This window comes from Arthrobacter sp. SPG23, from assembly GCF_000876655.1.
Taxonomy (GTDB): Bacteria; Actinomycetota; Actinomycetes; order Actinomycetales; family Micrococcaceae; genus Arthrobacter.
Genome location: NZ_JYCN01000021.1, coordinates 180,707 through 203,739, shown reverse-complemented (window position 1 = coordinate 203,739; position 23,033 = coordinate 180,707). Strand labels below are relative to the sequence as shown.

20 protein-coding genes are annotated in these 23,033 nt (G+C 66.3%); 11 read left to right on the top strand and 9 right to left on the bottom strand.

Features of this window, described 5'->3' with window-relative positions:
* The first annotated feature begins 88 nt into the window (after positions 1–88).
* Positions 89–751 (top strand): helix-turn-helix transcriptional regulator, encoded by a 663-nt coding sequence (locus TV39_RS14145; RefSeq protein WP_043482657.1) that lies wholly within the window; start codon positions 89–91, stop codon positions 749–751.
* Here TV39_RS14145 and TV39_RS14140 read toward each other — a convergent pair.
* Positions 738–1,616, bottom strand: coding sequence for a DMT family transporter (locus TV39_RS14140; protein WP_043482656.1), 879 nt, complete (start codon positions 1,614–1,616; stop codon positions 738–740). The two genes, TV39_RS14145 and TV39_RS14140, sit on opposite strands and share 14 nt — an antisense overlap.
* A gap of 57 nt (positions 1,617–1,673) precedes the next feature.
* Between TV39_RS14140 and TV39_RS14135 the strand changes: the two genes are divergently transcribed.
* Positions 1,674–2,903, top strand: a complete 1,230-nt coding sequence (locus TV39_RS14135) for a cysteine desulfurase family protein (protein WP_043482655.1) — start codon at positions 1,674–1,676, stop codon at positions 2,901–2,903.
* Here the strand turns inward: TV39_RS14135 and TV39_RS14130 are convergent.
* Positions 2,882–4,132: an NAD(P)/FAD-dependent oxidoreductase gene (locus TV39_RS14130; RefSeq protein ID WP_043482654.1), complete on the bottom strand. Its 1,251-nt coding sequence runs from the start codon at positions 4,130–4,132 to the stop codon at positions 2,882–2,884. The two genes, TV39_RS14135 and TV39_RS14130, sit on opposite strands and share 22 nt — an antisense overlap.
* A 238-nt stretch (positions 4,133–4,370) precedes the next feature.
* On the opposite strand from TV39_RS14130, the gene mnmA reads away from it, so the two are divergent.
* Together mnmA and TV39_RS14120 are read left to right on the top strand one after the other, a co-directional pair.
* Entirely contained in the window at positions 4,371–5,510 is a 1,140-nt protein-coding gene (mnmA, locus tag TV39_RS14125; RefSeq protein ID WP_043482653.1) for a tRNA 2-thiouridine(34) synthase MnmA, read from the top strand.
* 143 nt (positions 5,511–5,653) lie between these two features.
* Positions 5,654–7,294, top strand: a complete 1,641-nt coding sequence (locus tag TV39_RS14120) for a hypothetical protein (protein ID WP_043482652.1) — start codon at positions 5,654–5,656, stop codon at positions 7,292–7,294.
* Positions 7,295–7,334: 40 nt separating this feature from the next.
* Here the strand turns inward: TV39_RS14120 and TV39_RS14115 are convergent, their stop codons facing one another.
* A complete protein-coding gene (locus tag TV39_RS14115) occupies positions 7,335–8,162 on the bottom strand; it encodes a caspase family protein (protein WP_043482651.1) in 828 nt (275 codons plus the stop codon).
* A 297-nt stretch (positions 8,163–8,459) separates the two neighbouring features.
* On the opposite strand from TV39_RS14115, the gene TV39_RS14110 reads away from it, so the two are divergent.
* From TV39_RS14110 to TV39_RS14085, 6 genes are all read left to right on the top strand, one after another.
* On the top strand, positions 8,460–10,094 hold the full coding sequence (locus TV39_RS14110) for an ABC transporter substrate-binding protein (RefSeq protein WP_043482650.1): 1,635 nt from the start codon (positions 8,460–8,462) through the stop codon (positions 10,092–10,094).
* Between the two features lie 128 nt (positions 10,095–10,222).
* The gene (locus TV39_RS14105; RefSeq protein ID WP_043482649.1) at positions 10,223–11,314 is read left to right on the top strand and encodes an ABC transporter permease; all 1,092 of its coding nucleotides are present in this window, start codon (positions 10,223–10,225) and stop codon (positions 11,312–11,314) included.
* A 1-nt stretch (position 11,315) separates the two neighbouring features.
* Entirely contained in the window at positions 11,316–12,341 is a 1,026-nt protein-coding gene (locus TV39_RS14100) for an ABC transporter permease (protein WP_043482648.1), read from the top strand.
* Complete coding sequence (locus tag TV39_RS14095; RefSeq protein WP_043482647.1) at positions 12,338–14,032, top strand: ABC transporter ATP-binding protein; 1,695 nt, start codon at positions 12,338–12,340, stop codon at positions 14,030–14,032. Before TV39_RS14100 ends, TV39_RS14095 begins: the two co-directional genes overlap by 4 nt.
* A 135-nt stretch (positions 14,033–14,167) precedes the next feature.
* Positions 14,168–14,611 carry a chorismate mutase gene (locus TV39_RS14090; protein WP_043482646.1) on the top strand — a complete coding sequence of 148 codons (444 nt, stop codon included), beginning with the start codon at positions 14,168–14,170 and terminating at the stop codon, positions 14,609–14,611.
* 3 nt (positions 14,612–14,614) lie between these two features.
* Complete coding sequence (locus tag TV39_RS14085; RefSeq protein WP_043482645.1) at positions 14,615–15,640, top strand: hypothetical protein; 1,026 nt, start codon at positions 14,615–14,617, stop codon at positions 15,638–15,640.
* Here the strand turns inward: TV39_RS14085 and TV39_RS14080 are convergent.
* The 6 genes from TV39_RS14080 to TV39_RS22585 all read right to left on the bottom strand — a co-directional run bounded on the left by TV39_RS14080 (position 15,637) and on the right by TV39_RS22585 (position 21,787).
* Positions 15,637–16,350, bottom strand: coding sequence for a DUF4166 domain-containing protein (locus tag TV39_RS14080; RefSeq protein ID WP_043482644.1), 714 nt, complete (start codon positions 16,348–16,350; stop codon positions 15,637–15,639). The genes TV39_RS14085 and TV39_RS14080 overlap by 4 nt on opposite strands.
* 28 nt (positions 16,351–16,378) lie before the next feature.
* Positions 16,379–17,671 (bottom strand): DUF58 domain-containing protein, encoded by a 1,293-nt coding sequence (locus tag TV39_RS14075; protein ID WP_043482643.1) that lies wholly within the window; start codon positions 17,669–17,671, stop codon positions 16,379–16,381.
* 4 nt (positions 17,672–17,675) lie between these two features.
* Positions 17,676–18,704, bottom strand: coding sequence for an AAA family ATPase (locus TV39_RS14070; RefSeq protein ID WP_235347393.1), 1,029 nt, complete (start codon positions 18,702–18,704; stop codon positions 17,676–17,678).
* On the bottom strand, positions 18,701–19,924 hold the full coding sequence (locus TV39_RS14065; RefSeq protein WP_043482642.1) for a DUF4350 domain-containing protein: 1,224 nt from the start codon (positions 19,922–19,924) through the stop codon (positions 18,701–18,703). Before TV39_RS14065 ends, TV39_RS14070 begins: the two co-directional genes overlap by 4 nt.
* The gene (locus TV39_RS14060) at positions 19,921–20,412 is read right to left on the bottom strand and encodes a DUF4129 domain-containing protein (RefSeq protein WP_235347392.1); all 492 of its coding nucleotides are present in this window, start codon (positions 20,410–20,412) and stop codon (positions 19,921–19,923) included. Before TV39_RS14060 ends, TV39_RS14065 begins: the two co-directional genes overlap by 4 nt.
* A 67-nt stretch (positions 20,413–20,479) precedes the next feature.
* On the bottom strand, positions 20,480–21,787 hold the full coding sequence (locus TV39_RS22585; RefSeq protein WP_144406425.1) for a DUF7847 domain-containing protein: 1,308 nt from the start codon (positions 21,785–21,787) through the stop codon (positions 20,480–20,482).
* A 533-nt stretch (positions 21,788–22,320) separates the two neighbouring features.
* Between TV39_RS22585 and mtrA the strand changes: the two genes are divergently transcribed.
* Complete coding sequence (mtrA, locus tag TV39_RS14050; RefSeq protein ID WP_043482640.1) at positions 22,321–22,995, top strand: MtrAB system response regulator MtrA; 675 nt, start codon at positions 22,321–22,323, stop codon at positions 22,993–22,995.
* Positions 22,996–23,033: the final 38 nt, after the last annotated feature.

Below are 23,033 nucleotides of genomic sequence, written 5' to 3'. Positions count from 1 at the left end.
GACGACTCCTTCTAAAAGTGGGTATTCTTATTTTAGAAATCACAGTCAGATTAAGCAATGGATCTTGTTTTTAGAGTTAGGGTGTTCCATGCGCAGACTTCCCTGGTCCCGCCGGATCGCGGCCGTGGCATCCCTTGGTGATGAGACGCGCCGGAAACTTTTCGCATTCGTCGCCGCTTCGTCCGGTCCGGCGGGCCGGGATGAAGCGGCTGCTGCCCTGGAAATCCCGCGAAGCACGGCGTCGTTCCATCTGGACAGGATGGCGCAGGACGGATTGCTCGCCGTTGAGTTCCGCAAGCTCGGCGGCAAAGCGGGCCCCGGTTCGGGGCGGCCGGCGAAAATGTACCGGTTGGCGCAGCCGGAGGTGGGAGCCTCTGTTCCTGACCGCAATTACGATCTCGCCGGCGAACTGATGGCCAGCGCCATCGAGCAGTCCACTGCCGGCGGAGAACCTATCCGGGATGCACTGCTGGCCACCTCGTATGCGAAGGGCCGGGCGATGGCGGAAGGGAGCCGAAGCCTGGAGGAATTCCTCTCGGCCGAGGGCTACATGCCGAGATCCGACGGAGCCGGAGGCTTTGCCCTCGGAAATTGCCCGTTCCACAAGCTTGCGGACGGCCACGCGGACGTGGTCTGCGCCATGAACGGAGCGTTCCTCTGCGGCGCGGCCGCCGGCTGCGGGATTGAGGAAAACCGCATCGTGGGTAACACAACACCCGGCCAGTGCTGCGCCCGGGTTACGCCGCCCTAATTGCCGGAGAGCGTTTCGGCCGGCTTGCCAGCAGGACGCCGGCTATGACCAGCAGGCCCCCGACGGCCTGGGGCAGGCTGACCGGAACGCCCATCATGACCGTGATGGCCGCCGTGAACACCACGATCAGGTTGAGGTAGTTGCCGGCGGTCGCCGGTGCCGTCGTTTTGAGTGCGAGGTTCCAGCACAAGTAAGCCCCCAATGACGGGAAGGCGGCGATGTACGCGATCGACCATCCTTCGGCTGCGGTGGAGGGGAATCCGGAGCCGGCTACGAAGGCGATCGGAGCGAGGAGGGCGGTTGCCATCACCACCTGCACAGCCGTGGCGGCGATGGCCGGCAGCCCGAGCCGGCGGGAAATGATGGTGTAGAAGCCCCACACCGTGATCGCACCGATCATCAGCAGCTCGCCAAAATTGAAGCTGATGCTGAACGCCCGTTGCAGTTCGCCCCGGGTCAGGACCAGGAGCACCCCGGCGAGGCCCAGGGCTATGCCCAGCCAGCCGAAGGGACCGGGTCTTTCGCCGAGAATGAAGATGGCCATCACCACGATGAGCGCCGGGTTGGCGGCGGTGATCAGCGACGCATTGAGTGCCGAAGTGTGCTGGAGGGCGGTGTAGAGCAGCAGGGTGTAGCAGCCCATGCCCAGGACGCTCAGGAGGAGCAGCACCCGCCAGCGGCCAAGGACAGCACGCCAGTCGGGACGTTCCACGAAGTGGGCCAGGGCAACGAGCGGAAGGGCGGCCAGTGCCCACCTCCAGAAGGTAAGTTCCAGCGGCGTCATGGTGTTCACGGCAACCTGCCCCACAGCGAGGTTGCCGGACCAGAACAGGGTGGCCAGCACCAGGTATATGGAGGCTTTCACCGCTCGAATCTACACCGGTGCCTGAGGGGGCGGAGCGGCCGCGGCTAGAATTGGGATGTGTCCGTCTACCTCGATCATGCCGCCACCACGCCCATCGCCGCCGAGGCATTGGCGGCGCTCACCCGCGAGCTCGCCCGGACCGGGAACCCGTCGTCATTGCACGGCTCCGGACGCCGCGCCCGGCGTTCGGTGGAGGATGCCCGGGAGTCCATCGCTGCCGTGGCCGGCGCCCACCCCTCAGAGGTCATCTTCACCTCGGGCGGCACGGAGGCTGACAACCTGGCTGTGAAGGGCCTGTACTGGGCCCGCCGCGCCGAAAACCCGCAACGAACGCGAATCCTGTGCTCCGCCGTCGAACATCACGCTGTCCTGGACACCGTCGAGTGGCTGGAGCGGCACGAGGAAGCGCAGGTTACCTGGCTGCCGGTGGATCCCGGCGGCGTTGTTGACCTCGATGTGCTGAAGTCCGAGCTCGGACGCAGACCGGAGTCCATCGCCCTCGTCACCGTGATGTGGGCCAACAACGAGGTTGGTACCATCCAGCCGGTGCATGAAGTGGTTGAGTTGGCCCATGCCGCGGGCGTGCCGGTCCATTCCGACGCGGTTCAGGCCTTCGGATCCGTCCCGGTGGATTTCCGGGCGAGCGGGCTGGATGCCATGTCCATATCGGGCCACAAGATCGGCGGGCCGGTGGGCGTTGGCGCCCTGCTGCTGGGCCGCTCCGTCAAGCTGACGCCGGTGCAGCACGGCGGCGGGCAGGAGCGCGATGTCCGGTCCGGGACGCTGGACACAGCGTCGATCGCCGCCTTCGCAGCTGCCGCCGAGGCCGTGACCCGGGACCTCCCGGGGGAGTCGGCCCGGATCGCTGGGTTGCGGGACAAGCTGATCGCGGGCGTGCGGAACGCCATCCCGGAAGCTGTGCTGCGCGGAGCTCCGGGGGACGGACGCCTCCCCGGCAATGCCCACTTCACGTTTCCGGGCTGCGAGGGTGACTCCCTGCTGTTCCTGCTGGACCTTGCGGGCGTTGAATCCTCCACTGGTTCCGCCTGCACCGCCGGTGTGCCGCGGCCCTCGCACGTCCTGCTGGCCATGGGCCTGGATGAGGAAAGAGCGCGGGGTGCACAGCGTTTCTCCCTGGGCCACGCATCAGTAGAGGCCGACGTTGACGCCCTCCTGGCAGCGTTGCCGGGCGCCTATGAACGTGCCCGGCAGGCAGGCATGGCGGGACATGAGTCGACCATCCAGACGGCTGCCACGGTGGCCCGTCAGCCGTCCGCCGGGAGCTGATCCAGCGCGACGGCGGAATCGGCCAGCCGGCCGCCCTCGATGGGCGCATGGCTGGAGATCAGGGCCTTGATTGCTTTCTGCGAACGCGGCACGTTGACGTTCATGCCTGCGACCACGCGGCCTTCGTGCTGCCAGAACGCGATGAACTCCTTGCCTTCAAGCGTGCCCCGGATGACGGGTTCGGTACCTGCCGCCAAGGCGGGGAAACCCGAGTACTCCATGCTGATGTCGTACTGGTCGGTGTAGAAATACGGGATGGTTTCCAGCCTCGCGTCCTGCCCAAGCATGGATTTCGCGGCGATCTTGCCGCCGTTGAGCGCGTTGGACCAATGCTCGCTGCGGTGGTGCTGCCCGGTGAACGGGTGCATGGCATTGGCCACGTCCCCCGCGGCGAAGATGTCCGGGGCACTGGTCCGCAGGGAGGCGTCTGTCAGTATTCCGTTCTCAATGGCCAGCCCCGCAGCTTCCGCGAGTGAAGTGTCAGGCGCGACGCCCACGGCTACCACCACTATGTCGGCGGGCAGGATGTCACCTGATCCGGTCACCACCGCGGTGACGCGGCCCGAATCGCCCCGGAGTTCGGCGGCGGTGGCGCCCAGGCGGAACTGGACGCCGTTCGATTCGTGGAGCGTGCGGAAGAACGTGCCCAGTTCGGGTCCAATGGCGGCTGCAAGTGGGACATCCTCAAGCCCGATCAGCGTCACGTGATTGCCGTAAGCGGTGGCAGCGGCTGCGAGTTCCATCCCGATCCAGCCGGAGCCGATCATCACCACGTTCTTTCCGCCCTGCGATAGCTGTTCCCTGAGGCGCCGGCTGTCGTCCAGGGTCCGGAACGTGGTGACGCCCTCCAGCCCGCCACCCGGCAGTCGGAGGCGCCGGGGGAGTGCGCCCGTGGCCAGCAGGAGCGCGTCGTAGTCCAGGGAACCACCGCTGCTGAGGCGTGCGGTATGGGGGCCGGGCTCGATGGCGGTGACCGTCACGCCAAGGCGGAGGTCGACGTCGTTCCCGGCGTACCAGGGCTCCGGTGCCACCGGGACGGCGTCTTCGCCTGCTTTGCCCAGCAGGTATTCCTTGGACAGCGGCGGGCGGAGATACGGGTGGTGCAGTTCCGTGCCGATGAGGCTGATCCGGCCCCCGAAGCCCTCGCTGCGCAGGGTGCGGGCCGCAGTGGCGCCGGCCAGGCCGGCCCCTGCGATCACAATGCTTTCAAGAGTTCGTTCGACAGCCATGATGCCGCTCGATTCCGGGAAATGCCGGCGCCGGGGCCGGCGGACTTCTATAACGAGTAATCCTGACGATAGAAGCCTCGGTCCTGGCAGTCAAGGGTGCGCCCGGGTGATTTTCAGCCCTCCCTCGGGCGAGGCGGTAGAATAGACGGGCATGCAGTGTGTCCGGCCGGCGCCCAGCGACCCGGCCGCGAACGTTCTGCAGCCGTACAACCACAACCCTCCCCTAGAGAAAGCCAGCATGCGAGTTCTTGCAGCCATGAGCGGCGGAGTAGATTCCGCCGTTGCCGCCGCCCGCGCCGTCGAGGCGGGACACGACGTCGTCGGTGTCCACTTGGCGCTGTCCAGGATGCCCGGAACGCTCCGTACCGGCAGCCGCGGCTGCTGCACCATCGAGGACTCCCGCGATGCCTGGCGTGCCTGCGACGTGCTGGGTATTCCTTACTACGTGTGGGACTTTTCCGAGCGCTTCAAGGAGGACGTGGTCCAGGACTTCATCGACGAGTACGCCGCCGGACGGACCCCCAACCCCTGCATGCGCTGCAACGAGCGCATCAAGTTTGCGGCGCTGCTGGAAAAGGCCATCGCGCTGGGCTTCGACGCCGTCTGCACGGGCCACTATGCCAAGGTGATTACGGACGCCGACGGAAACCCGGAACTCCACCGTGCGGCCGACTGGGCCAAGGACCAGAGCTATGTGCTCGGCGTGCTCACCCATGAACAGCTCCAGCATTCGATGTTCCCGCTGGCGGACACTCCCTCGAAGGCTGAAGTGCGGGCGGAAGCCGAGCGCCGCGGACTCTCGGTGGCCAACAAGCCGGACAGCCATGACATTTGCTTCATCCCGGACGGCGACACCGCGGGGTGGCTCGCGGAAAAGATCGACATGACCACAGGCGACATCGTGGATGAAACCGGGTCCAAAGTGGGCGAGCACCCCGGTGCCAATGCGTTCACCGTCGGGCAGCGCCGCGGGCTCAAGCTGGGCACCCCTGCCGCTGACGGCAAACCGCGGTTCGTCCTGGAGATCCGCCCGAAGGAGAACAAGGTGGTGGTGGGTCCCGAGGCCCTTCTGGCCATCGACGAGATCCGCGGCATCAAGGTGTCCTGGGCCGGCCTGCCCATTGCGGAAATTGCCACCGGCGAAGAGTTCGACTGCCACGCCCAGGTCCGCGCCCACGGCGATCCCGTCCCGGCGACGGCCCACACGGAATTGCTGACCGGCGACGACGGCGCGGAGCGGACCAACCTTGTGGTGACGCTGACCTCTCCGCTGCGCGGTGTGGCTCCCGGTCAGACCGTAGTGCTCTACCAGGGAAGCCGTGTCCTGGGGCAGGCCACCATCGACGCCGCGCGCTCGCTGCAGCGGGCCGCGCTCTAAAGGGCGGCACTCTACCGGCCCTCCGCCGCGCGGCGGCGTAGTCAATCGTGGCTTCGCCCGCAATAATTGAGGCCTGGGGAACCAGACTTGATGCAGACCGCCCCTTCGCCGGGAGGCTGCAAGTTCAGGAAAGCGGGCCCGCTATGGTCTCTGCAGCGCTTGGAATCGGGCATGGCCTCGAGATGGTCGCGCTCACTGCGCTCGCCGAGGGCCCGTTCACCCGCAAATCAGGAAAGCCGCTCACCACCACCATCCGGGTTCCCGTGGAGAGAATCGTCAGCGGTCCGGCCGGAGCGCGGCTGGCGCTGCAGGTGCGGACCCCCGGGGCTGACGGGCCCCGGCCTATTTCCCTGTCCGTAGACCGCAACGAGTGGTGCATCGATGACCAGGCCGCACCTTCCGGACTGGACGAGCTGCTGGCCGACAGCCGGTTCCTGGCCCAGCATGTCTATGCAGTGGCCTCGGCCACCCTCCAGGCCTTCGAAGTCACCCTGGGACGCCGGATGGGCTGGGCGTCGGGCCACCGGCTGGTCATCAGCGTGTATGACAAGATCCCTTACACCTCCACCGGCTACGACCGCGAGCGCGGCCTGATCCGATTTGGGCACAGAACCGACGACCGTTCCAAGCGTTCCGTCCCGCTGGCCCTCTACCACGACCTCGTGGCCCATGAGGTGACTCACGCGGTCCTGGATGGTTACCGGCGCCTGTGGACGGACAGCGACGCGCTGCTCGACGGCTATGCCCTGCACGAGTGCATTGCTGATCTCGTGGCAATGCTGAGCGTGTTTTCATCTCCCGAGCGGGTGGAGCAACAGCTGTCTGTGGCCGTTCCCGGCGCGGGCAGCAAGCCGGGAAGCGTGCCGGCGCGGAACATGGAAATGGAAGTCCTGGCCTCCGGGCTGTTCGGGCTGGCCGACGGACTGTTCTCCCGGGGCGCCGCCAGGCGGCCGCTCGACATGGACGTGCCATTCGAGTGGCGGCTGGATCCCGAACCCCACCGGCGGGGCGAGATTGCCGTGAAGGCGGTACTTGACGCCGTCGTCAGGATCTGGCTGCAGCGGCTGGAAAGGCCCGGCGGCCGGTCCAGCCGATATCAGGTGGCCGAAGCGGGCGCGCATCTTGGACACCGGATGCTGGGGATGGTCCTTCGGGGCCTCGCCTACATGCCGCCGGTGGACCCGGGGTGGGAGGACCTGCTGCGCGGAATCCTGGCAGCGGACGCCGTGCTGGTGCCGACGGACATGATGGGATACAGGCAGGCCGTGCGGGACGCCTTCTGGGACATTGACCTTGCCACGGAACCCGATGAACTCCTGGACGGCCTGAAACACCTGCGCGACCTGCGGTACCCGGTCCGCCTATCTGCCCTGGCCGCCGATCCCGAGGAGGTCAACCGGTTCATTTGGGAGAATCCGCGGTTGATCGAGGCGGCCGGCATCGACCAGAACACGAGCATCGTTGTGAGCAGGGTCCGCCCCAGTACGCGCGTCGGACCGGATGGCTTCGTCGTGTCCGAAATCGGTGCTTCCTACGTGCAGTCCGTCACCTTGTCCAAAGCCGAAGCCAGGAACAAGCTTGGGCTCAGGGTGGACAGCGACTACTACACAGTGCGGGGCGGGGGACTGCTGCGGTTTGATGAGGGCGGCAGGCTATGTTTCGCCGCACTCAAACCGGTCATGGACGCCGAGTGGCAGCAGGAAAAACTGGAAACCATCAAAAGGGAAGCCGGCATAAAAATGCCGGCGGCGACTTACCACCCGGAGGGCGAACGCCGGGAGTGAGCCCCCGCCAGCTTCCTCCTGTGTCAGCTTCCTCCCTGTGTCAGCTTCCCCATGGGGCTTTCCGTGCCGCCGTCGGGCCTTCCAGCTGGGCCACCTGGTCGAAGCCGCCGGCCCGGAGGCCTTTGCTGACCAGCTTCAGGATCTCTGCCCGGCCCAGTGTTCCGTCGCCCGTGACGGCCCTGATGAAGTTGTAGGTGAAGGCACCGTTGTAGCGGCCGTCGAGGAAGGCATCTGCTGCCGTCTGGTCGGCGCGGCATGCAGCCAGGAGGACCGGCTTGGTGCCGCGGCCGGCCTTGACCAGGTCCCGCAGCGCCCGGGTGTCGCTGAATTCGGTGGCGGCAACACCGCGCGCCGTCGGCGCCGGCAGGAAGCGGGGACGCCGCCCGGGCAGGAGGTCCAATGATTTCAGGCCCGTCCCGCTGTGGCAGGTATCCAGTACAACGTCCATGAGAACGCCATCCGGCAAGCGGGCAAAGAGGGTGAAGAGTTCATCGTCCGAAATGACGGTGGCCGGATCCCACGAGTCGCCGGTGTTGTTGATGTCGTAGCAGGCGAAGGCCTCGTCCAGCCGGTCCGCCTCGTCGTTGCTGGTGTCGGGAATCTGGGTGCCGTGGCTGGAGAAGGTGAAAACGATGTGCCGGAGTTCGCCGGCCGCGGCGCGGTCCATCATCGAATTGAGCTGCGCCATCACCTGGTTTTTCGTTGCCTGGGAATCCAGCAGCAGCGAGATCTCGGAAGCGGTGAATCCGTATCCGGCCTGCAGCAGTCCGGCGAGGTCCCGGGCGTCGTTGGCGCAGCCCTGCAGCCAACTGGATTTCGGCAGGTGTTCGAATTCGTTGATCCCTACACACAGGGCGGCTTTGCTCATGATGTGTTTCCTTCGGCCGGGTAGGGCAACTCTATTCCCGGGAGGGAGGCTCTTCAATGGCAATCACCGGTGGCGTTTCCCAATCGTTCCGCCGGAGGCTGATCGGGCCTGAATCCTGAAGAAAACGATAGTTTTGCCCCAATCAGGTAAATTTTGTGTCTCATCTCACAGGTTGTAACGATTCAGCGGTCTGCCGTCTGATTGAATCGTGTGATCAGGACAACGTCCCGCCCACCGAGTCCAACTCATCCAGTTGCGCGGCGGCACGCGTGTACTCATCGAACAGAAAGTCCACAGATGGCAATGAACAAAAAGGCCCTGCACAGCGCTATCGCGCTCGCGGGTGTTTCCGCGTTTGCACTGACAGCCTGCACAGGTCCGTCCGGCGGCGGCGGAACTTCCACCAGCGGCGCCGGAGGCGGAACCATTACCTACGGCACCACGGACAAGGTCGTTACCCTCGATCCTGCGGGCTCGTACGACGCCGGTTCCTTCATGGTGATGAACCAGATCTACCCGTTCCTGCTGAACGCCAAGCCCGGCACTGCGGACGCCACTCCCGACATTGCAGAATCCGCAGAATTCACGAGCCCCACGGAGTACACCGTCAAGCTCAAGTCGGACCTCAAATTTGCCAATGGACACGCCCTCACCTCCTCCGACGTGAAGTTCTCCATCGACCGCGTTGTCAGCATCGCGGACGACAACGGTCCGGCCTCCCTGCTGGGCAACCTGGAATCGGTCACCGCCAAGGACGACTCCACGGTGGTCTTCAAGCTCAAGGCCGGCAACGACCAGGTCTTCCCGGGCGTGCTGGCTGCCAATGCCGGACCCATCGTCGATGAAGAGGTCTTCCCGGCGGACAAGCTGATGAGTGACGACGAAATCGTCAAGGGCAAGCCCTTCGCGGGCCCCTACACGATCGAAAGCTACAAGAAGAACGAACTCGTCAGCCTGAAGGTCAACCCGGATTACAAGGGCCTGCTGGGCAAGCCCGCGAATGACGGCGCGAGCATCAAGTACTACGCAGATTCGAACAACCTTAAGCTGGACGTCCAGCAGGGCAACATCGACGTGGCCGGCCGCAGCCTGACCGCCACCGACGCAGCGGACCTCGAAAAGGACTCCAAGGTCACCGTCCACAAGGGTCCCGGCGGCGAGCTTCGCTACATCGTGTTCAACTTCGACACAATGCCGTTCGGTGCCAAGACCGCCGAGGCTGATCCCGCCAAGGCGCTTGCCGTCCGCCAGGCCATGGCGGACGTCGTTGACCGCGATGCCATCGCAACCCAGGTCTACAAGGGCACCTACCTGCCGGCGTACTCCGTGGTCCCCGACGGGTTCGTGGGCGCAATCCAGCCGCTCAAGGAAATGTACGGCGACGGCAGCGGCAAGCCCAGCCTGGACAAGGCCAAGAAGGCGTTCTCCGATGCAGGAGTCACGGCCCCGGTTAACATCAAGCTGCAGTACAACCCGGACCACTACGGCAAGTCCTCAGGCGACGAGTACGCCATGATCAAGGAGCAGCTGGAAAAGTCCGGCCTCTTCAAGGTGGACCTGCAGTCCACCGAATGGGTGACGTATTCCAAGGACCGCACCAAGGACGTCTACCCGGTCTACCAGCTCGGCTGGTTCCCGGACTACTCGGACGCGGACAACTACCTGACCCCGTTCTTCGTTCCGGGCAACTTCCTGAAGAACCACTACGAAAACCCGGCCGTGACGGACCTGATCACCAAACAGCTCACCACGGTTGACAAGGCAGAGCGCGAGAAAGTCCTGGGTGACGCCCAGACGGCAGTCGCCAAGGATCTCTCCACGCTGCCGCTGCTGCAGGGCGCCCAGCTCATGGTCGCCGGTAAGGACGTCAAGGGTGTCGAAAAGACCTTGGACGCATCCTTCAAGACCCGTCTTGGCGTGATTTCCAAGTAGGTCCAGTTCCCCATCCGGTCCTGACCAGCCGAAGAGGCGGGGCGCCACGGCGTCCCGCCTTTCGTGCTGAGCCAGGGCAACAGATTCCGGGGCTCACGAGGCTGCCGGAAGCACACATTTAGGTACCAATGACAACACTTATCGAGGCGCCGCCAACCGACGCCGACGGCCTGCTGCCGTCAAAGAAGAAGTCGTCCGGCGGGGGACTGGGCCAATACATCCTGATCAGGTTCCTGCTGATCTTTCCGACCATCCTGATTCTGGTCACGATGGTGTTCTTCCTGATGCGGATCACCGGTGATCCGATTACTGCGGCGCTCGGCGGGCGGCTACCGCCAGAGCAGCTGGCCGAGAGGATCACGGCGGCCGGCTACGACCGTCCGATCCTCGTGCAGTACTTCGAATACCTCGGGCAGTTGCTGACCGGCAATTTCGGCACCACCCTCTCGGACAACCGCCAGGTCACGGAGATGCTGACCACCTATGGTTCAGCCACCCTTGAACTGACCATCAATGCGTTGCTGGTCGCCCTGCTGGTGGGCATCCCGCTGGGCATGGTTGCCGCGCACAGCCGCGACAAGGCACCCGACGCCGTGCTGCGCATCTTTGCGATCCTTTGCTACGCCACGCCGGTGTTCTTCTCCGGATTGCTGTTCAAGCTGACCTTCTCGGTATGGCTGGGATGGCTGCCGGTGGCCGGGCGCGCCAAAACGTCCAGCGAACTGCAGCTCACCTCGCTGCAGGCGCCCACCGGCATCTACTGGCTGGATGCCGTCCGCAGCGGCAACATGGCAGCACTCGGCGACGTCATGGCCCATGCCGTGCTGCCGGCCCTCGCGCTCGGCCTGCTCACGGCCGGTATCTTCCTCCGCCTGGTCCGCACCAACGTCATCGGCACCCTCGGCAAGGACTACGTGGAAGCAGGCCGTTCACGCGGCGTCAGCGAGTTCCGCCTGGTGACTAAGCACGCCTACAAGCCTGCCCTGATTCCCATCATCACCGTGATGGGACTCCAGATCGCCGTCCTGCTCGGCGGTGCGGTGCTGACCGAGACAACCTTCGAATGGAAGGGCCTTGGCTTCCAACTGGCCACCTACCTGACGGCCCGCGACTTCGTGGCGGTTCAGGGCATCGTGGTCCTCCTTGCAGTGATCGTGGCCGTGACCAACTTCATCGTGGACATTGTCGCCGCGCTGATCGACCCCCGCGTGAGGTACTGACATGAGCACCGATTCCCCAACCACTACCTACAAGGATCCCCGGGCGTCGTGGTTCCGCCGCCTGCCGGTGATCTCACATTTCAACAAGAGTGTAGGCCTGCAGCGCGGAATGCTTGTCACCGGACTCGTCCTGACGGGCATCTTCCTGCTCACTGCCGTCCTTGCGCCGGTTATCGCCCCCTACGGCTTCTCACAGATCTCCGACGCCGACGGCGGGTTCCCTGCCCAGCAGGCGCCGGGCGGAAAGCACCTCTGGGGTACCACCGTGGGCGGCTATGACGTCTTCTCCAGGGTTGTCTGGGGCGCCCAGACCGCAGTCATGGTGATCGTGGTGGCCGTGGTTATGTCCATCTTCATCGGCGTGATCCTGGGCCTGGTCAGCGGCTACATCGGCGGCTGGCTGGACCGCATCCTCGTGGTGATCGCAGACGCCGTCTACGCCTTCCCGTCCCTCCTGGTTGCCATCGTGATGGCGATCGTCATCAGCGGCGGCAGGTCCAGCCTGTGGGGAGGGATTATTGCCGCGGCGATTTCGATCACCGTCGTCTTCATCCCGCAGTACTTCCGGGTGATCCGGGCCGAAACCATCCGTCTGAAAGCCGAACCCTTCGTGGAATCCGCAAAGGTGGTGGGGGCGTCCAACGTCCGGATCATGAGCCGGCACATCTTCAAGAACGCCACCCGAACCCTGCCGCTGATCTTCACGCTCAACGCCTCCGAAGCAATCCTGACGCTCGCAGGCCTTGGCTTCCTGGGATTCGGCATTGAACCGACCTCCGCCGCGGAGTGGGGCTTCGACCTCAACAAAGCCCTCGCGGACACCACCTCGGGCATCTGGTGGACCGGTGTGTTCCCCGGCCTGGCAATTGTGCTGACCGTCCTGGGACTCACGCTCGTCGGCGAGAGCATCAACGACCTCAACGATCCGCGGCTGCGCGGACGCAGAAAGGCCGCTTCCGGCAAGGGCGGCCCGGATTCCACCGCAGGCGCGCAGGCAGCCATCCGAGCAGAAGTGAGCAGTTCATGAGCCCCAACATCGATCCGCGCGGCACCGGGCATGTCCTGGACATCGACCACCTGAGGGTCACGTTTGCCACCGACGCCGGAGACGTCTACGCCGTCAAGGATGTCAGCCTGGAGGTCAATCCGGGCGAAGTGGTGGCAATCGTCGGCGAGTCCGGCTCCGGCAAGACCGTGACAGCAAAAACCATCCTGGGGCTCCTGCCGGAGACGGCGATCAGTTCCGGCGCCGTGCTGATCAACGGCAACAACGTGATCAGCGTCAGCCCGGCCAAGCTCCGGCAGATCCGCGGCCGGGACGTCGCCATGGTTTTCCAGGAACCGTCCACGGCACTGAATCCCGTCTTCACCGTGGGGTGGCAGATCGCCGAAGGCATCCGCGCCCACGCCCACGGCACGGGCGGCCGGGTATCGGCAAAGGAAGCTAAATCCCGTGCGATCGACGCGCTCCGGAAAGTGGGCATCCCGGACCCCGAAAACCGCGTGGATTATTATCCCCACCAGTTCTCCGGTGGCCAGAAGCAGCGCGTGGTCATCGCGGCCGCGCTTGCCCTCAACCCGGGACTGATCGTTGCCGATGAGCCCACAACAGCCCTGGACGTTACGGTTCAGGCCGAGATCCTCCAGTTGCTGAGGGACCTGCGGGACAAATACGGCACCTCGATCGTGCTGATCACCCACAACATGGGGGTGGTGGCCGATCTCGCCGACCGGGTGGTGGTCATGTACCAGGGTGACGTCGTCGAGGAGGCAACGGCCAAGGTCCTGTTTGCCGAGCCGAAGCAGGAGTACACACGCAAGCTCCTCGCCGCTGTTCCGCACCTGGGCAGGAATTCTGCCTCCGAGGGAATGACAGCCCGTGCGCACCAGGACCGCAAGGTACTGGTGGAAGCCAAGGGCCTGACCATCGAATACCCCGGGCGGCTGGGCAGCCCGGGCTTCAAGGCTGTGGACGGCGTGAGCTTCACGCTGTCCGAAGGCGAGGTCTTCGGGCTGGTCGGTGAATCGGGGTCCGGAAAGACCACCATCGGAAGGGCCATCGCGGGCCTCAACCGCACCACGGGCGGCAGCCTGAAGGTGCTGGACTACGAAATGCTGAACCTCAAAGAACGGACGTTCAAGCCCCTCCGCAAAGAGATCGGCTTCGTGTTCCAGGACCCCGCGGCGTCCTTCAATCCGCAGCTGACCATCGGCGACTGCGTTGCCGAGCCGCTCATCATCCACAGCAATCCCACGCCGGCACAGGCGCGGAAACGCGTGGGTGAGCTGCTCGAATCGGTGCAGCTGCCGGCGTCGTACGCTGACCGGTTCCCGCACGAACTCTCCGGCGGGCAGCGCCAGCGGGCGTCACTGGCAAGGGCCCTCATCCTGAACCCGAAGCTGCTGATTGCCGACGAGCCCACCTCGGCGCTGGACGTTTCCGTCCAGGCTGTGGTGCTGGAGCTGTTCAAGGACATCCAGTCCGAGTTCGGGTTCGCCGCGCTGTTCATCAGCCACGACCTCGCGGTAGTGGACATCCTGTCCCATTGGGTGGGTGTGCTCTACAAGGGCAAGCTCGTGGAACAGGGGCTTGGCACCCAGGTGATGGGCAACCCGCAGCACGACTACACGCGCCGGCTCATCGCCTCGCTGCCCGTGCCTGACCCGGACGAACAGGCCAGGCGCCGGGAAGCGAGCCGTTCTCTGCTCGCCGGCTAGTTCCGTTCCGCGGCGAAGATGCCCGCCGTCCGTTCAGGACGGCGGGCATTTGCGTCCCCGGTCCCGCCCCCGGGCAACGTTGCACAGACGCTTAACAGCCACGGGGAATTGGCGGGGTGCCCATAGACTGGAAGCATGACCGAGCAGAACCAAGATCATCCAGGCACCGACTCCTACGACCCCTCAGCCAGCTCACTGGCCGGACAGGTGGACCAATCGGTCATGGCTGAACTGCTGTCTATCCGGTCCAGCATCGACAACATCGACGCCACCCTTGTCTTTCTCCTGGCCGAGCGGTTCAAGGCCACGCAGAAAGTGGGCTTCCTGAAGGCGGCGCACAAACTCCCCGCCGGCGACCCCGGCCGGGAGACCGCGCAGATTGCACGGCTGCGGCGCCTTGCCGAGGAAGCTCACCTGGATCCGGCGTTCGCTGAGAAGTTCCTGAACTTCATCATCGGGGAGGTCATCCGGCATCACGAGGCCATTGCGGAAGATCACCAGGCCGCGGAGAACAACGGAACGGCTGCGGGCCAGCCGCTGCTTTCCTCGCCTGCCCCCTCCGCCGCCGTCGACGCCTAGGCCATGCCGGAATCGCAGGTAACTGCCACAGCCCTGGGACCGTGGCCCGGTGAAGATCCGCTGGAAGCCACCCGGATAGTCCGCGGCGAACTCGGCAGCCCGCACTTGCCGTTCCTCGTGGAGCTCCCGGACCGCGGCGTCGGGTCGGATGCGCTCGGCAGGACGGCCTCGCTCCTGGTGGACTTTAGCGTGGACGTCCAGCCTTACGGATGGCGGATCGTGGATCGTCCGGGTAAGGACCTCATGCGGGCCAGGTCGGCGCTGTCCACGGACATCAACGTCCTTGCCGACATCGCCGGAACAGAAGACACTCCGTCAGCAGATTTCAAGGTCCAACTGCGCGGTCCGCTCAGCCTGGCCGCCGGCCTTCACCTCCACAACGGCGAACGGGCCCTGCTCGACTACGGCGCCAGACGCGACATTGCCGAATCGCTGGCAGCAGGCATAGGGGATTTCCTGGCCAGGGTCGGGACGGCTGTTCCCGGGGCGCGGCTGGTGGTCCAGATCGATGAACCTGACATCGCTGCCGTCCTCGGCGGCACGATTCCCACTGCCAGCGGATACCGGACGTTGCGGTCCGTGCCGGGCCAGGAAGTCACAGAGTCGTGGCGTCTGCTCATCGATGCGCTCAGGGCCGCCGGTGCCGCCGAAACGGTCATCGCGGTTGCTGAAATCGAGGCGCCCTTCGAACGCATTCTCTCCGCAGGCGCTGACGGGATCGCAGTGCCGCTCAAGGCCCTCACATCCCGTCAATGGGAACAGCTGGCGGGCGCGGTCGAGGCCGGGAAGAGCTTGTGGGCCGGCGTGCTGCCGGCCAACCGTACCGCTAACGCCCTGCCGCGTGTCCAGGAAGCCGTGGAGAACGTGTGGCGCCCCTGGCGCCAGCTGGGTCTGCCGGCCTCCTCGCTTGGTTCGATCCGGGTGACGCCGTCCGAGGGGCTTTCCGGGCACACGCCGTCCTCCGCCACGGCCGTCCTGGCCCGCCTCACCCAGGTGGCGGACGGGCTCAACCAGCTGGCGCTCGGCTAGACCCGGCTCTCCCACCTGTCCGGACGGGCGTAACCCGGGAGATGGCCCGCGCCCGTGGCCCCTCCGGGGTAGGCGCGGAGCCGGTAGTCGAAGCTCCCGGCATAGACCAGCACGAGTCCCAGCTGCGGCTGGATCACTTTGACCTGGATACGGTGCTTTCCCTGCGGGCCCTCTGCCGGTTCCCACCACTGCTCCGCGTAGGCCTTGGCATCCAGTGCCGCCGGCAAGGGGATGCGCAGCGGGCCCAGGAACAGCCGGGACGCCTCGGAGACGCCGCGGAGCCTGCCCTCGGCAGTCACGCTGAGGTTGAGGTCGGTGACCAGGCGCCGGTAGCGGCCCACGTAATCCACCAGACCCGGAGTGCTTCGGGAGTCGTCAAAGCTGGTGGTGTCGTGGAACAACCGCGTGCCGCCGGGAAAGTGGATCTCGCGCCGGGCGGTGAGGCTTGATCGGCCGAACGGGTCGAGGTGCGCGTGGTTTTCGATCCGGAAGGGAATACGTTCGCCGTACTCCGGGAAGAACGCTTCCTCCCCGGCGGTCAGCCGCAGCAGTGGACGGAGCCACGCCTGCCGGCACCCGACGACGTCGAACACGCCTTCTCCGACGCCGTAGCGCCCGGAGCCGGGAGCGAGCGAGAAGTACTCCTGGAGCTCGGGCTGCAGGCGGGGGAAGTCACTGCCCAGGGCACGTTCATAGATGGGTGTGTTCACGGTATCCTCCTGGTTTTCGACGCATGGGTCATAGTCTTCCTGCCGCCTTGAGCCGGATGTAGGCGTCCGCGAGTGCGGGCGGCAGCTGGTGGGGTTCGGCGTCCACCACTTCCACGCCCATCTGGCGCAGCTGGATGGCCACGGCTTCGCGTTCCAGCAGAGCCCGTTCGGCCGCTGCCGCGCGGAACACCTGTGCCGCCGTCGTCCGTTCCTTCCGCATCGTGCCCAGCATGGGATCCCGCACGGAGGCAACCACCACAACGTGCTGCTGCGCCAACTGCGCGGCCATCGGCAGCAGTCCTTCTTCCGGCGCGCCGCCGTCCAGCGGGGTCAGCAGCACCACCAGTGAGCGGTGTGCGGAAATCTGCCGGACCTGGCCGGGGATCTGGCTCCAGTCCAGCTCGATGAGCTCGGGTTCCAAGGGCGCCATGGCCTGCACGAGCTGCCCCAACAGGTTCCCTTTCGAGGCGGACCCGGCCCGTCCCCTGGTCCGCCGGTCAAAGGCGAAGAAGTCCACGCGGTCACCGCCGCGTTCGGCGAGCACGGCCAGCAGCAGCGCCGCCTCGATGCCGGTGTCAAGGCGGGGTTCGTCGTCGATCCTCGCAGCCGCGGTACGGGAGGTATCGAGCATGATCACCACGCGCCGGTCACGTTCGGGACGCCAGGTACGGACGACGACGGCGGACCGCCGCGCCGTGGCACGCCAGTCAATGGAGCGCACGTCGTCACCACGGACGTAGTCGCGGAGGGAATCGAACTCGGTGCCGGCACCCCTGATCTGGACCGCCGCCTTTCCGTCCAGCTCGCGCAGTTTACGGAGCTTGGAGGGAAGGTGGCGTCGCGAGTGGAACGGCGGCAGCACCCGGACGGAGCCCGGACACGGCAGTGTCCGCTGCCGGGCGGCCAGCCGCAGCGGACCAAAGGCGCGGAGGGTCACATGCGGTGCCGCGAGGTCGCCGCGCCGGGCAGGCTTCAGCAGGACCTTCATGCGCCGCCGCTCGCCGGCCGGAACGTCCACCTGCTGGCGGGGATTCTGCGCGCCGGCAGACGGCTGCCAGGCATCCCGGACCAACACCCGGAGCGGACGCGAACCCGTGTTCCCGACAGTCAGGACGGACTCGGTGCTGCCTGTGAGCGTGACGTTTGCCGGCAGGGTGCGGTCCAGCGTCACCTTTCGGAGGGACGCGGCCATGGCGAGATCCAGCAGCAGGAAAGCGATCAGGGCCAGGCAGACCAGCAGCACCGTGCCCCAGCCGGGGAACAGCATCACCGGCACCAGCCCGGCCAGCGCCAGTAGGACGAACCGTCCGGAGATGGCCATGGCGTCAGCGGGGCACGGGAACGGTAGCCAGGATGCTGTTGAGGACGCCGTCAACGTGCACGCCGTCCATCTGCGCTTCCGGCTGCAGGGCCACGCGGTGGCGCAGGCAGGGGAGTGCCAGCGCCTTCACGTCGTCCGGGGTGACGAACTGCCGCCCGGAGAGCCAGGCCCACGCGCGGGCGGCACTCAGCAGGGCTGTCGCGCCGCGCGGAGACACGCCGAGCTGGAAGGACGGCGCGGCGCGGGTGGCCCTGGCGATATCGACGATGTAGGCGGCAACCTCAGGGGCCACCTCCACGGCACCCACTGCCTGGCGTGCCTGTTCCAGTTCGGCCACACCCGCCACCGCGCGCACGCCGGCAGCCGCCAGGTTCCTGGAGTCGAAGCCGGCCGCATGCCTGCGGATGACCTCGATCTCGTCGGCCCGCCCCGGCAACGGCATGGCAAGCTTCAGGAGGAAACGGTCCAGCTGGGCCTCAGGCAGGGGATAGGTGCCCTCGTACTCCACGGGGTTCTGCGTGGCCGCCACGATGAACGGAACCGGAAGCGGCCGTGTGGTGCCGTCCGCCGACACCTGGCGTTCCTCCATGGCCTCCAACAGGGAGGCCTGCGTCTTCGGCGGCGTCCTGTTGATCTCGTCGGCCAGGAGGATGTTGGTGAAGACGGGGCCCTCACGGAAGCTGAACTCAGAGGTCCGGGAGTCGAAGACCAGAGAGCCGGTAATATCACCGGGCATCAGGTCGGGAGTGAACTGCACGCGCTTGGTGTCCAGGCTCAGGGCTGCGGAAAGCGTGCGGACCAGCAGGGTCTTGGCCACCCCCGGAACTCCTTCCAGCAGGACATGCCCGCGGCACAGTAATGCGATGAGCAGCCCCGTGACGGTGGCGTCCTGGCCGACCACAGCTTTGGCCACCTCGTGCCGCACGTCGAGCAGGGCCTGGCGGACGGGATCGGTGCCGGGCCCGGCCCCGGCGGTTGCCAGGGCGGGCCCGCCGGGGGCGCCGTGCGTGAAACTGTTGGTCTGCTCACTCATCGGGCAGTTACCTCTTCCTCTAGTGATTCAAGTTCCTGGGCCCAGTGGACCAGCGCGGTCTCCGTCCGGGGACGGGCCTCAAGGATGCCGGCCGTGTCTTCGGGAGTGCGCCCCAGATGACGGGCGACGGCGTCGACAACTGCCGCTGACCCGGCGTCCGGTCCCAGCCGGAGGACCCGGGCGAGCCGGACCAGGGCACCGGCCCTGAGATTGTCGGCCGCCCGGTCCACGGCGTGGGCGTCATGGTAGAGCCGGGCCCGGCCTTCGGCCGTTTCCACTGCCTTGACCACCACGGGCAGCGGTTCGAAGACCAGGGGCCCCAGCCGCCTTCCCCGCCAGGCCATGGCCAGCAATGCCACCAGGGCAAGCCACGGGCCAAGGAAGGCAACCCACGGCGGGGCGAGTTCATCCAGTGTCTTCGGCTTGTCCGCTGTTGTGACGTCCGCCAGGCCGGGCAGGTACCAGACCAATGTGTCCGAGGCACCCAGCGTCCTGAGCGTCAAAGCGGCGTTGCCGTGTTCATCGAGCAGGCGGTTGCTGATGATTTGGGTGCTGCCGAGCACCGCCAGCCGGCCGTCGTCGCTGCTGGCATACAGGCCGCCCAGGCCTTCCACGGGCTCGTAGCAGACATGATTGGCCTTATAGAGGTATGCGGAGTCCGCCGTAACCGCGCCGGCGGCGGCGGGATCATCCAGCTCACAGCCCGGGTCCAGGGTCGGCATACCCGCCGGCACGACGCCGGCGGGACGGATGCCGCCGTCGAGGGCGCTGAGCGTGTTCAGGCGGGGAGTAATCACCACCATCCGGTCTGCCGTCCGCTGCAACGCCTGCAGCTGCACGGCGTCGAGGTAGCCGTTTCGGTCGTACAGGAGCAATGTGGGCCCGGAGCCGCTGCCGGCTTGCGACGCCTGCGACGCGCTGTCCAGCGCGGACATCGTTGCTTCGAAGTTGTCGGTCTGGCGGACGTCGACGCCACGGCTGGACAGTATTTGGGCTGCTGCCCTGGCTCCGTCGGGAGCAGGGTTGCGCGCAGACAGGGCAAGGCCGTCGCTGCGGGGCGATTGCTGGGCGAGGATAGTTAGCCCCACTCCAAGGGAAAACACCAGGATAAGAAGGGTCCAGGTACGGTGGTGGCGGATCCAAGCCATGAGGGTGCGGCGGCCGCTGCCGGCTCCAGGAGCGGCGGATGCGGGCCGGTCCGTCTCCAGGACGGGCGTCATCGCGGCAGCGCCAGATTGTCTGCGGCGGGCCGGCCATAGTCGGGTTTGGCAGTTTCCAGAAGCTGGTCCAACGCCACCACGCCTGCGTGGTCCCTGGCTGTGGCGTCAGCGCTGCCGTACCTGATTCCGTCGAAGACGCGGGCGGCGCGCCGCAGCTCAGGGGCATGGCCGCTGAAGGCGCCGGCAAGCTGGCCGGCGACCTCATCCGCCGTCCGGCCCGGCAATGGGTCGATAATGGCGCGGTCCTCCGCGGCCCGGACGATGGCACGGAACTGTTCGACGACGGCGGTGCGCCACTCGGAGCGCGCTGCAGCGGCTCCCGCAAGCCGCCGGTATTCGGCCGGGCTGACGGAAGGGTCGGCGTCGACATCGTCACCGTCCGCGCGCCGGCGGCGGGCGTTCAGCCGTGGGCGCGCGAGGAGGATGGCCACAGCGATGAGGACCAGGATCGTCACTCCGATGGCGGGTACCGCGAGCCCGCTGTCCATTGCGGGGTCCCCGCTGCCAAGGGATCGCAACCATTCAGCGAACTGACGCCAGAGGTCTGTTAGCCAGTCAGGCTGCGCATCCCGGTAAACAGGCTTTGAGAGCTCCTCGACGGCCCATCGGCTGGCCTCCTGCCTGTCCGGCTCCACGGGAGCCTCGGCCCGCGCGCGGCCGAATGCCGAATGCATGGCCGCGCCGGCTGCGGACAGCGCGTGCGAGGCCGCCTCGACAATGCCAGGCCCGCTCATCCGGCACCCGGTGGCGGGTTGTAGCCGGGTGGCGGGTTGTAGCCCGGTGGGGGGCCGTAGGTTGGCGGTGCGCCGTAAGGCGGTGGCGGGTTGTAGCCCGGTGGGGGCCGTAGGGGGACTGAGCCCAGCCGCCGTCGGGAGGGCGCCCCGCCGGGTGAGCCTCCGGTGCGACGCCGCGCCCCGGAACCCCGTCGTCGTCGTTTCCTGACTCGAGCTGCCGCTGAAGCGCGAGGTCCAGGCCTTCCTTGCGCATCCGGAGGTCCATGTACAAAAGGCCCATCACTGAGGTTTGGAACGCGTAGCCGACGGCACCGATAACGGCCGTGACAATGATCGTCGCGATGCCGAGGCCCGCGGACAGGGCGCGCTGCGCGTCGTCGCCGCCGTGGGGTGCGATGACGGAGGAGAAGCCGCCGGAAGCAAGGCTGATGGGGACCAGGACAATCTGGCTGATGATGCCGATCAGGAGGGAAATGACCAGTACGATGCCGAAGATCCGCCACCAGTTGTGCCGGGTGAGCTGCCAGGACCTTCGCAGGCCGTCAAGAACGCCTTGTTCCTCGACCACGATCGCTGCCGGGGTCAAGAGTAGCCGGATGGAGATCAGCAATACGGCCACCATGCTGCCGAGGAACAGGGGGACGATTATCAGCGCAGACATTCCGCCCATGGCTGTTGCCAGCAGGAAGGCCCCGCCCAGCAGCACGACGCCCAGTGCCACGCCGGCCAGGATCTGCAGGCCGCCCAGCGCGAGCAGCGCGCCGATCCTGGACCGTGACAACGTCCACATCTTCTTGAAGCCGGTGCGCTGGTTGAGGACCGAACGGGCCACCGGAACTACCATCACACCCTGAAGTACAACGGAGATAAAGAACGAGACCAGTCCCAGGATGGCAGCGCCGATGAGGAGGCCTCCGCCAAGGTTGGCCACTTCGGGGGGAGCCATGCCTGTCAGCCACAGGCCGATCGACTCTCCCCCCGATTCGGTCTCGGCCGCGGCGACCTCCCCGACGACGGTGGCGAGGGTCTGTGCCAGCAGTGCCGCCCCCAGCATCGCCGCCGCGTTCCGCCTGATGGTCTGGAACGCGCCGTCGAGGATTTCCCCGAACAGCAGCGGCCGAAGAGGCACAATGCCCGGCTTTGGCGGGGCAACATATGCCGGCTGGGAGTACCCCGGCTGTGGTCCGGGGTTGGGCGTGCTCCACTGTGGCTGTCCGCCGTAGGCCGGCGGCGGCGCATTCCACTGTGGCTGTCCGCCGTAGCCCGGCGGCGGCGCATTCCACTGTGGCTGTCCGCCGTAGGCCGGCGGCGGCGCATTCCACTGCGGAGGCGCGTCCCAAGGGTGTGGTTGCGCCGGCTGCGCCTGGCCCTCCCGGGACTGCGCGTTCGGATCCTGCTCTGACAACCTGTTCCTCCCCAAAAGACGCTGTCCGCGAGCCGACCGGCCAGGACTTCAGCCGGGCGCTCCGTGCCTGAGGTGTGCTGCACCGTCCGGCCCGCTCCCAGCCTATAGTTTTGCCTGCATGCCTCATAGCTTCGGGCTGATTCTTCCCGTTGTGGCGCCGATCCGCTTCCCGGACCACGTCCCGTCCGGCGGTGCCCGCGCCATGCCGTGTGGGCCCTCAACGGGACAAAGCCCATTCAATAGGCGAATATATAACTATGAAGGCACGCATTCTGGTAGTGGACGATGATGAGGCGCTGGCCGAGATGATCGGGATTGTCTTGCGCAACGACGGCTTCGAGCCGGTCTTTTGCGCGGATGGCGGGCAGGCGCTGGAAGTCTTCCGTTCCTCAAAACCGGATCTTGTGCTGCTTGACCTCATGCTCCCTGGTGCGGACGGCATTGAAGTGTGCCGGCAGATCCGCGCCGAGTCTGATTCACCCATCGTCATGCTGACCGCCAAGTCGGATACCTCGGACGTTGTCCGCGGTCTGGAATCGGGCGCTGACGACTACGTGCCGAAACCGTTCAAACCGGCGGAACTGGTGGCCCGCGTCAGGGCCAGGCTCCGGCCCGGGGACCAAAAAGCACCTGAAACACTGCGCATTGCCGACATCACCATCGACGTGGCCGGCCATCTGGTGAGCCGGAATGACGAGCGGATCTCGCTGACGCCCCTCGAATTCGACTTGCTTGTTGCCCTTGCGCGCAAGCCGTGGCAGGTCTTCACCCGTGAGCTGCTTCTGGAGCAGGTCTGGGGATACCGGCATGCCGCAGACACGCGGCTCGTGAACGTCCACGTTCAGCGGCTGAGGTCGAAGATCGAGCGGGACCCCGAAGCCCCCGAAGTAGTTTTGACGGTCCGTGGTGTCGGCTACAAAGCAGGTTCCTGAACCGTCCAGCGGCGAAACCGGCAATGAGCCGGAGGTAG

Excerpts from the sequence above, each read along its gene's own strand:
- TV39_RS14115 (WP_043482651.1), bottom strand. The coding sequence starts at position 8,162 with ATGAGCAAAGCCGCCCTGTGTGTAGGGATCAACGAATTCGAACACCTG.
- TV39_RS14075 (WP_043482643.1), bottom strand. The coding sequence starts at position 17,671 with ATGGCCATCTCCGGACGGTTCGTCCTACTGGCGCTGGCCGGGCTGGTG.
- TV39_RS14145 (WP_043482657.1), top strand. The coding sequence starts at position 89 with ATGCGCAGACTTCCCTGGTCCCGCCGGATCGCGGCCGTGGCATCCCTT.
- TV39_RS14105 (WP_043482649.1), top strand. The coding sequence starts at position 10,223 with ATGACAACACTTATCGAGGCGCCGCCAACCGACGCCGACGGCCTGCTG.
- TV39_RS14065 (WP_043482642.1), bottom strand. The coding sequence starts at position 19,924 with ATGACGCCCGTCCTGGAGACGGACCGGCCCGCATCCGCCGCTCCTGGA.
- TV39_RS14095 (WP_043482647.1), top strand. The coding sequence starts at position 12,338 with ATGAGCCCCAACATCGATCCGCGCGGCACCGGGCATGTCCTGGACATC.
- TV39_RS14070 (WP_235347393.1), bottom strand. The coding sequence starts at position 18,704 with ATGAGTGAGCAGACCAACAGTTTCACGCACGGCGCCCCCGGCGGGCCC.
- TV39_RS14120 (WP_043482652.1), top strand. The coding sequence starts at position 5,654 with ATGGTCTCTGCAGCGCTTGGAATCGGGCATGGCCTCGAGATGGTCGCG.
- TV39_RS14090 (WP_043482646.1), top strand. The coding sequence starts at position 14,168 with ATGACCGAGCAGAACCAAGATCATCCAGGCACCGACTCCTACGACCCC.
- mnmA (WP_043482653.1), top strand. The coding sequence starts at position 4,371 with ATGCGAGTTCTTGCAGCCATGAGCGGCGGAGTAGATTCCGCCGTTGCC.
- TV39_RS14085 (WP_043482645.1), top strand. The coding sequence starts at position 14,615 with ATGCCGGAATCGCAGGTAACTGCCACAGCCCTGGGACCGTGGCCCGGT.
- TV39_RS14110 (WP_043482650.1), top strand. The coding sequence starts at position 8,460 with ATGGCAATGAACAAAAAGGCCCTGCACAGCGCTATCGCGCTCGCGGGT.
- TV39_RS14100 (WP_043482648.1), top strand. The coding sequence starts at position 11,316 with ATGAGCACCGATTCCCCAACCACTACCTACAAGGATCCCCGGGCGTCG.
- TV39_RS14130 (WP_043482654.1), bottom strand. The coding sequence starts at position 4,132 with ATGGCTGTCGAACGAACTCTTGAAAGCATTGTGATCGCAGGGGCCGGC.
- TV39_RS14060 (WP_235347392.1), bottom strand. The coding sequence starts at position 20,412 with ATGGACAGCGGGCTCGCGGTACCCGCCATCGGAGTGACGATCCTGGTC.
- mtrA (WP_043482640.1), top strand. The coding sequence starts at position 22,321 with ATGAAGGCACGCATTCTGGTAGTGGACGATGATGAGGCGCTGGCCGAG.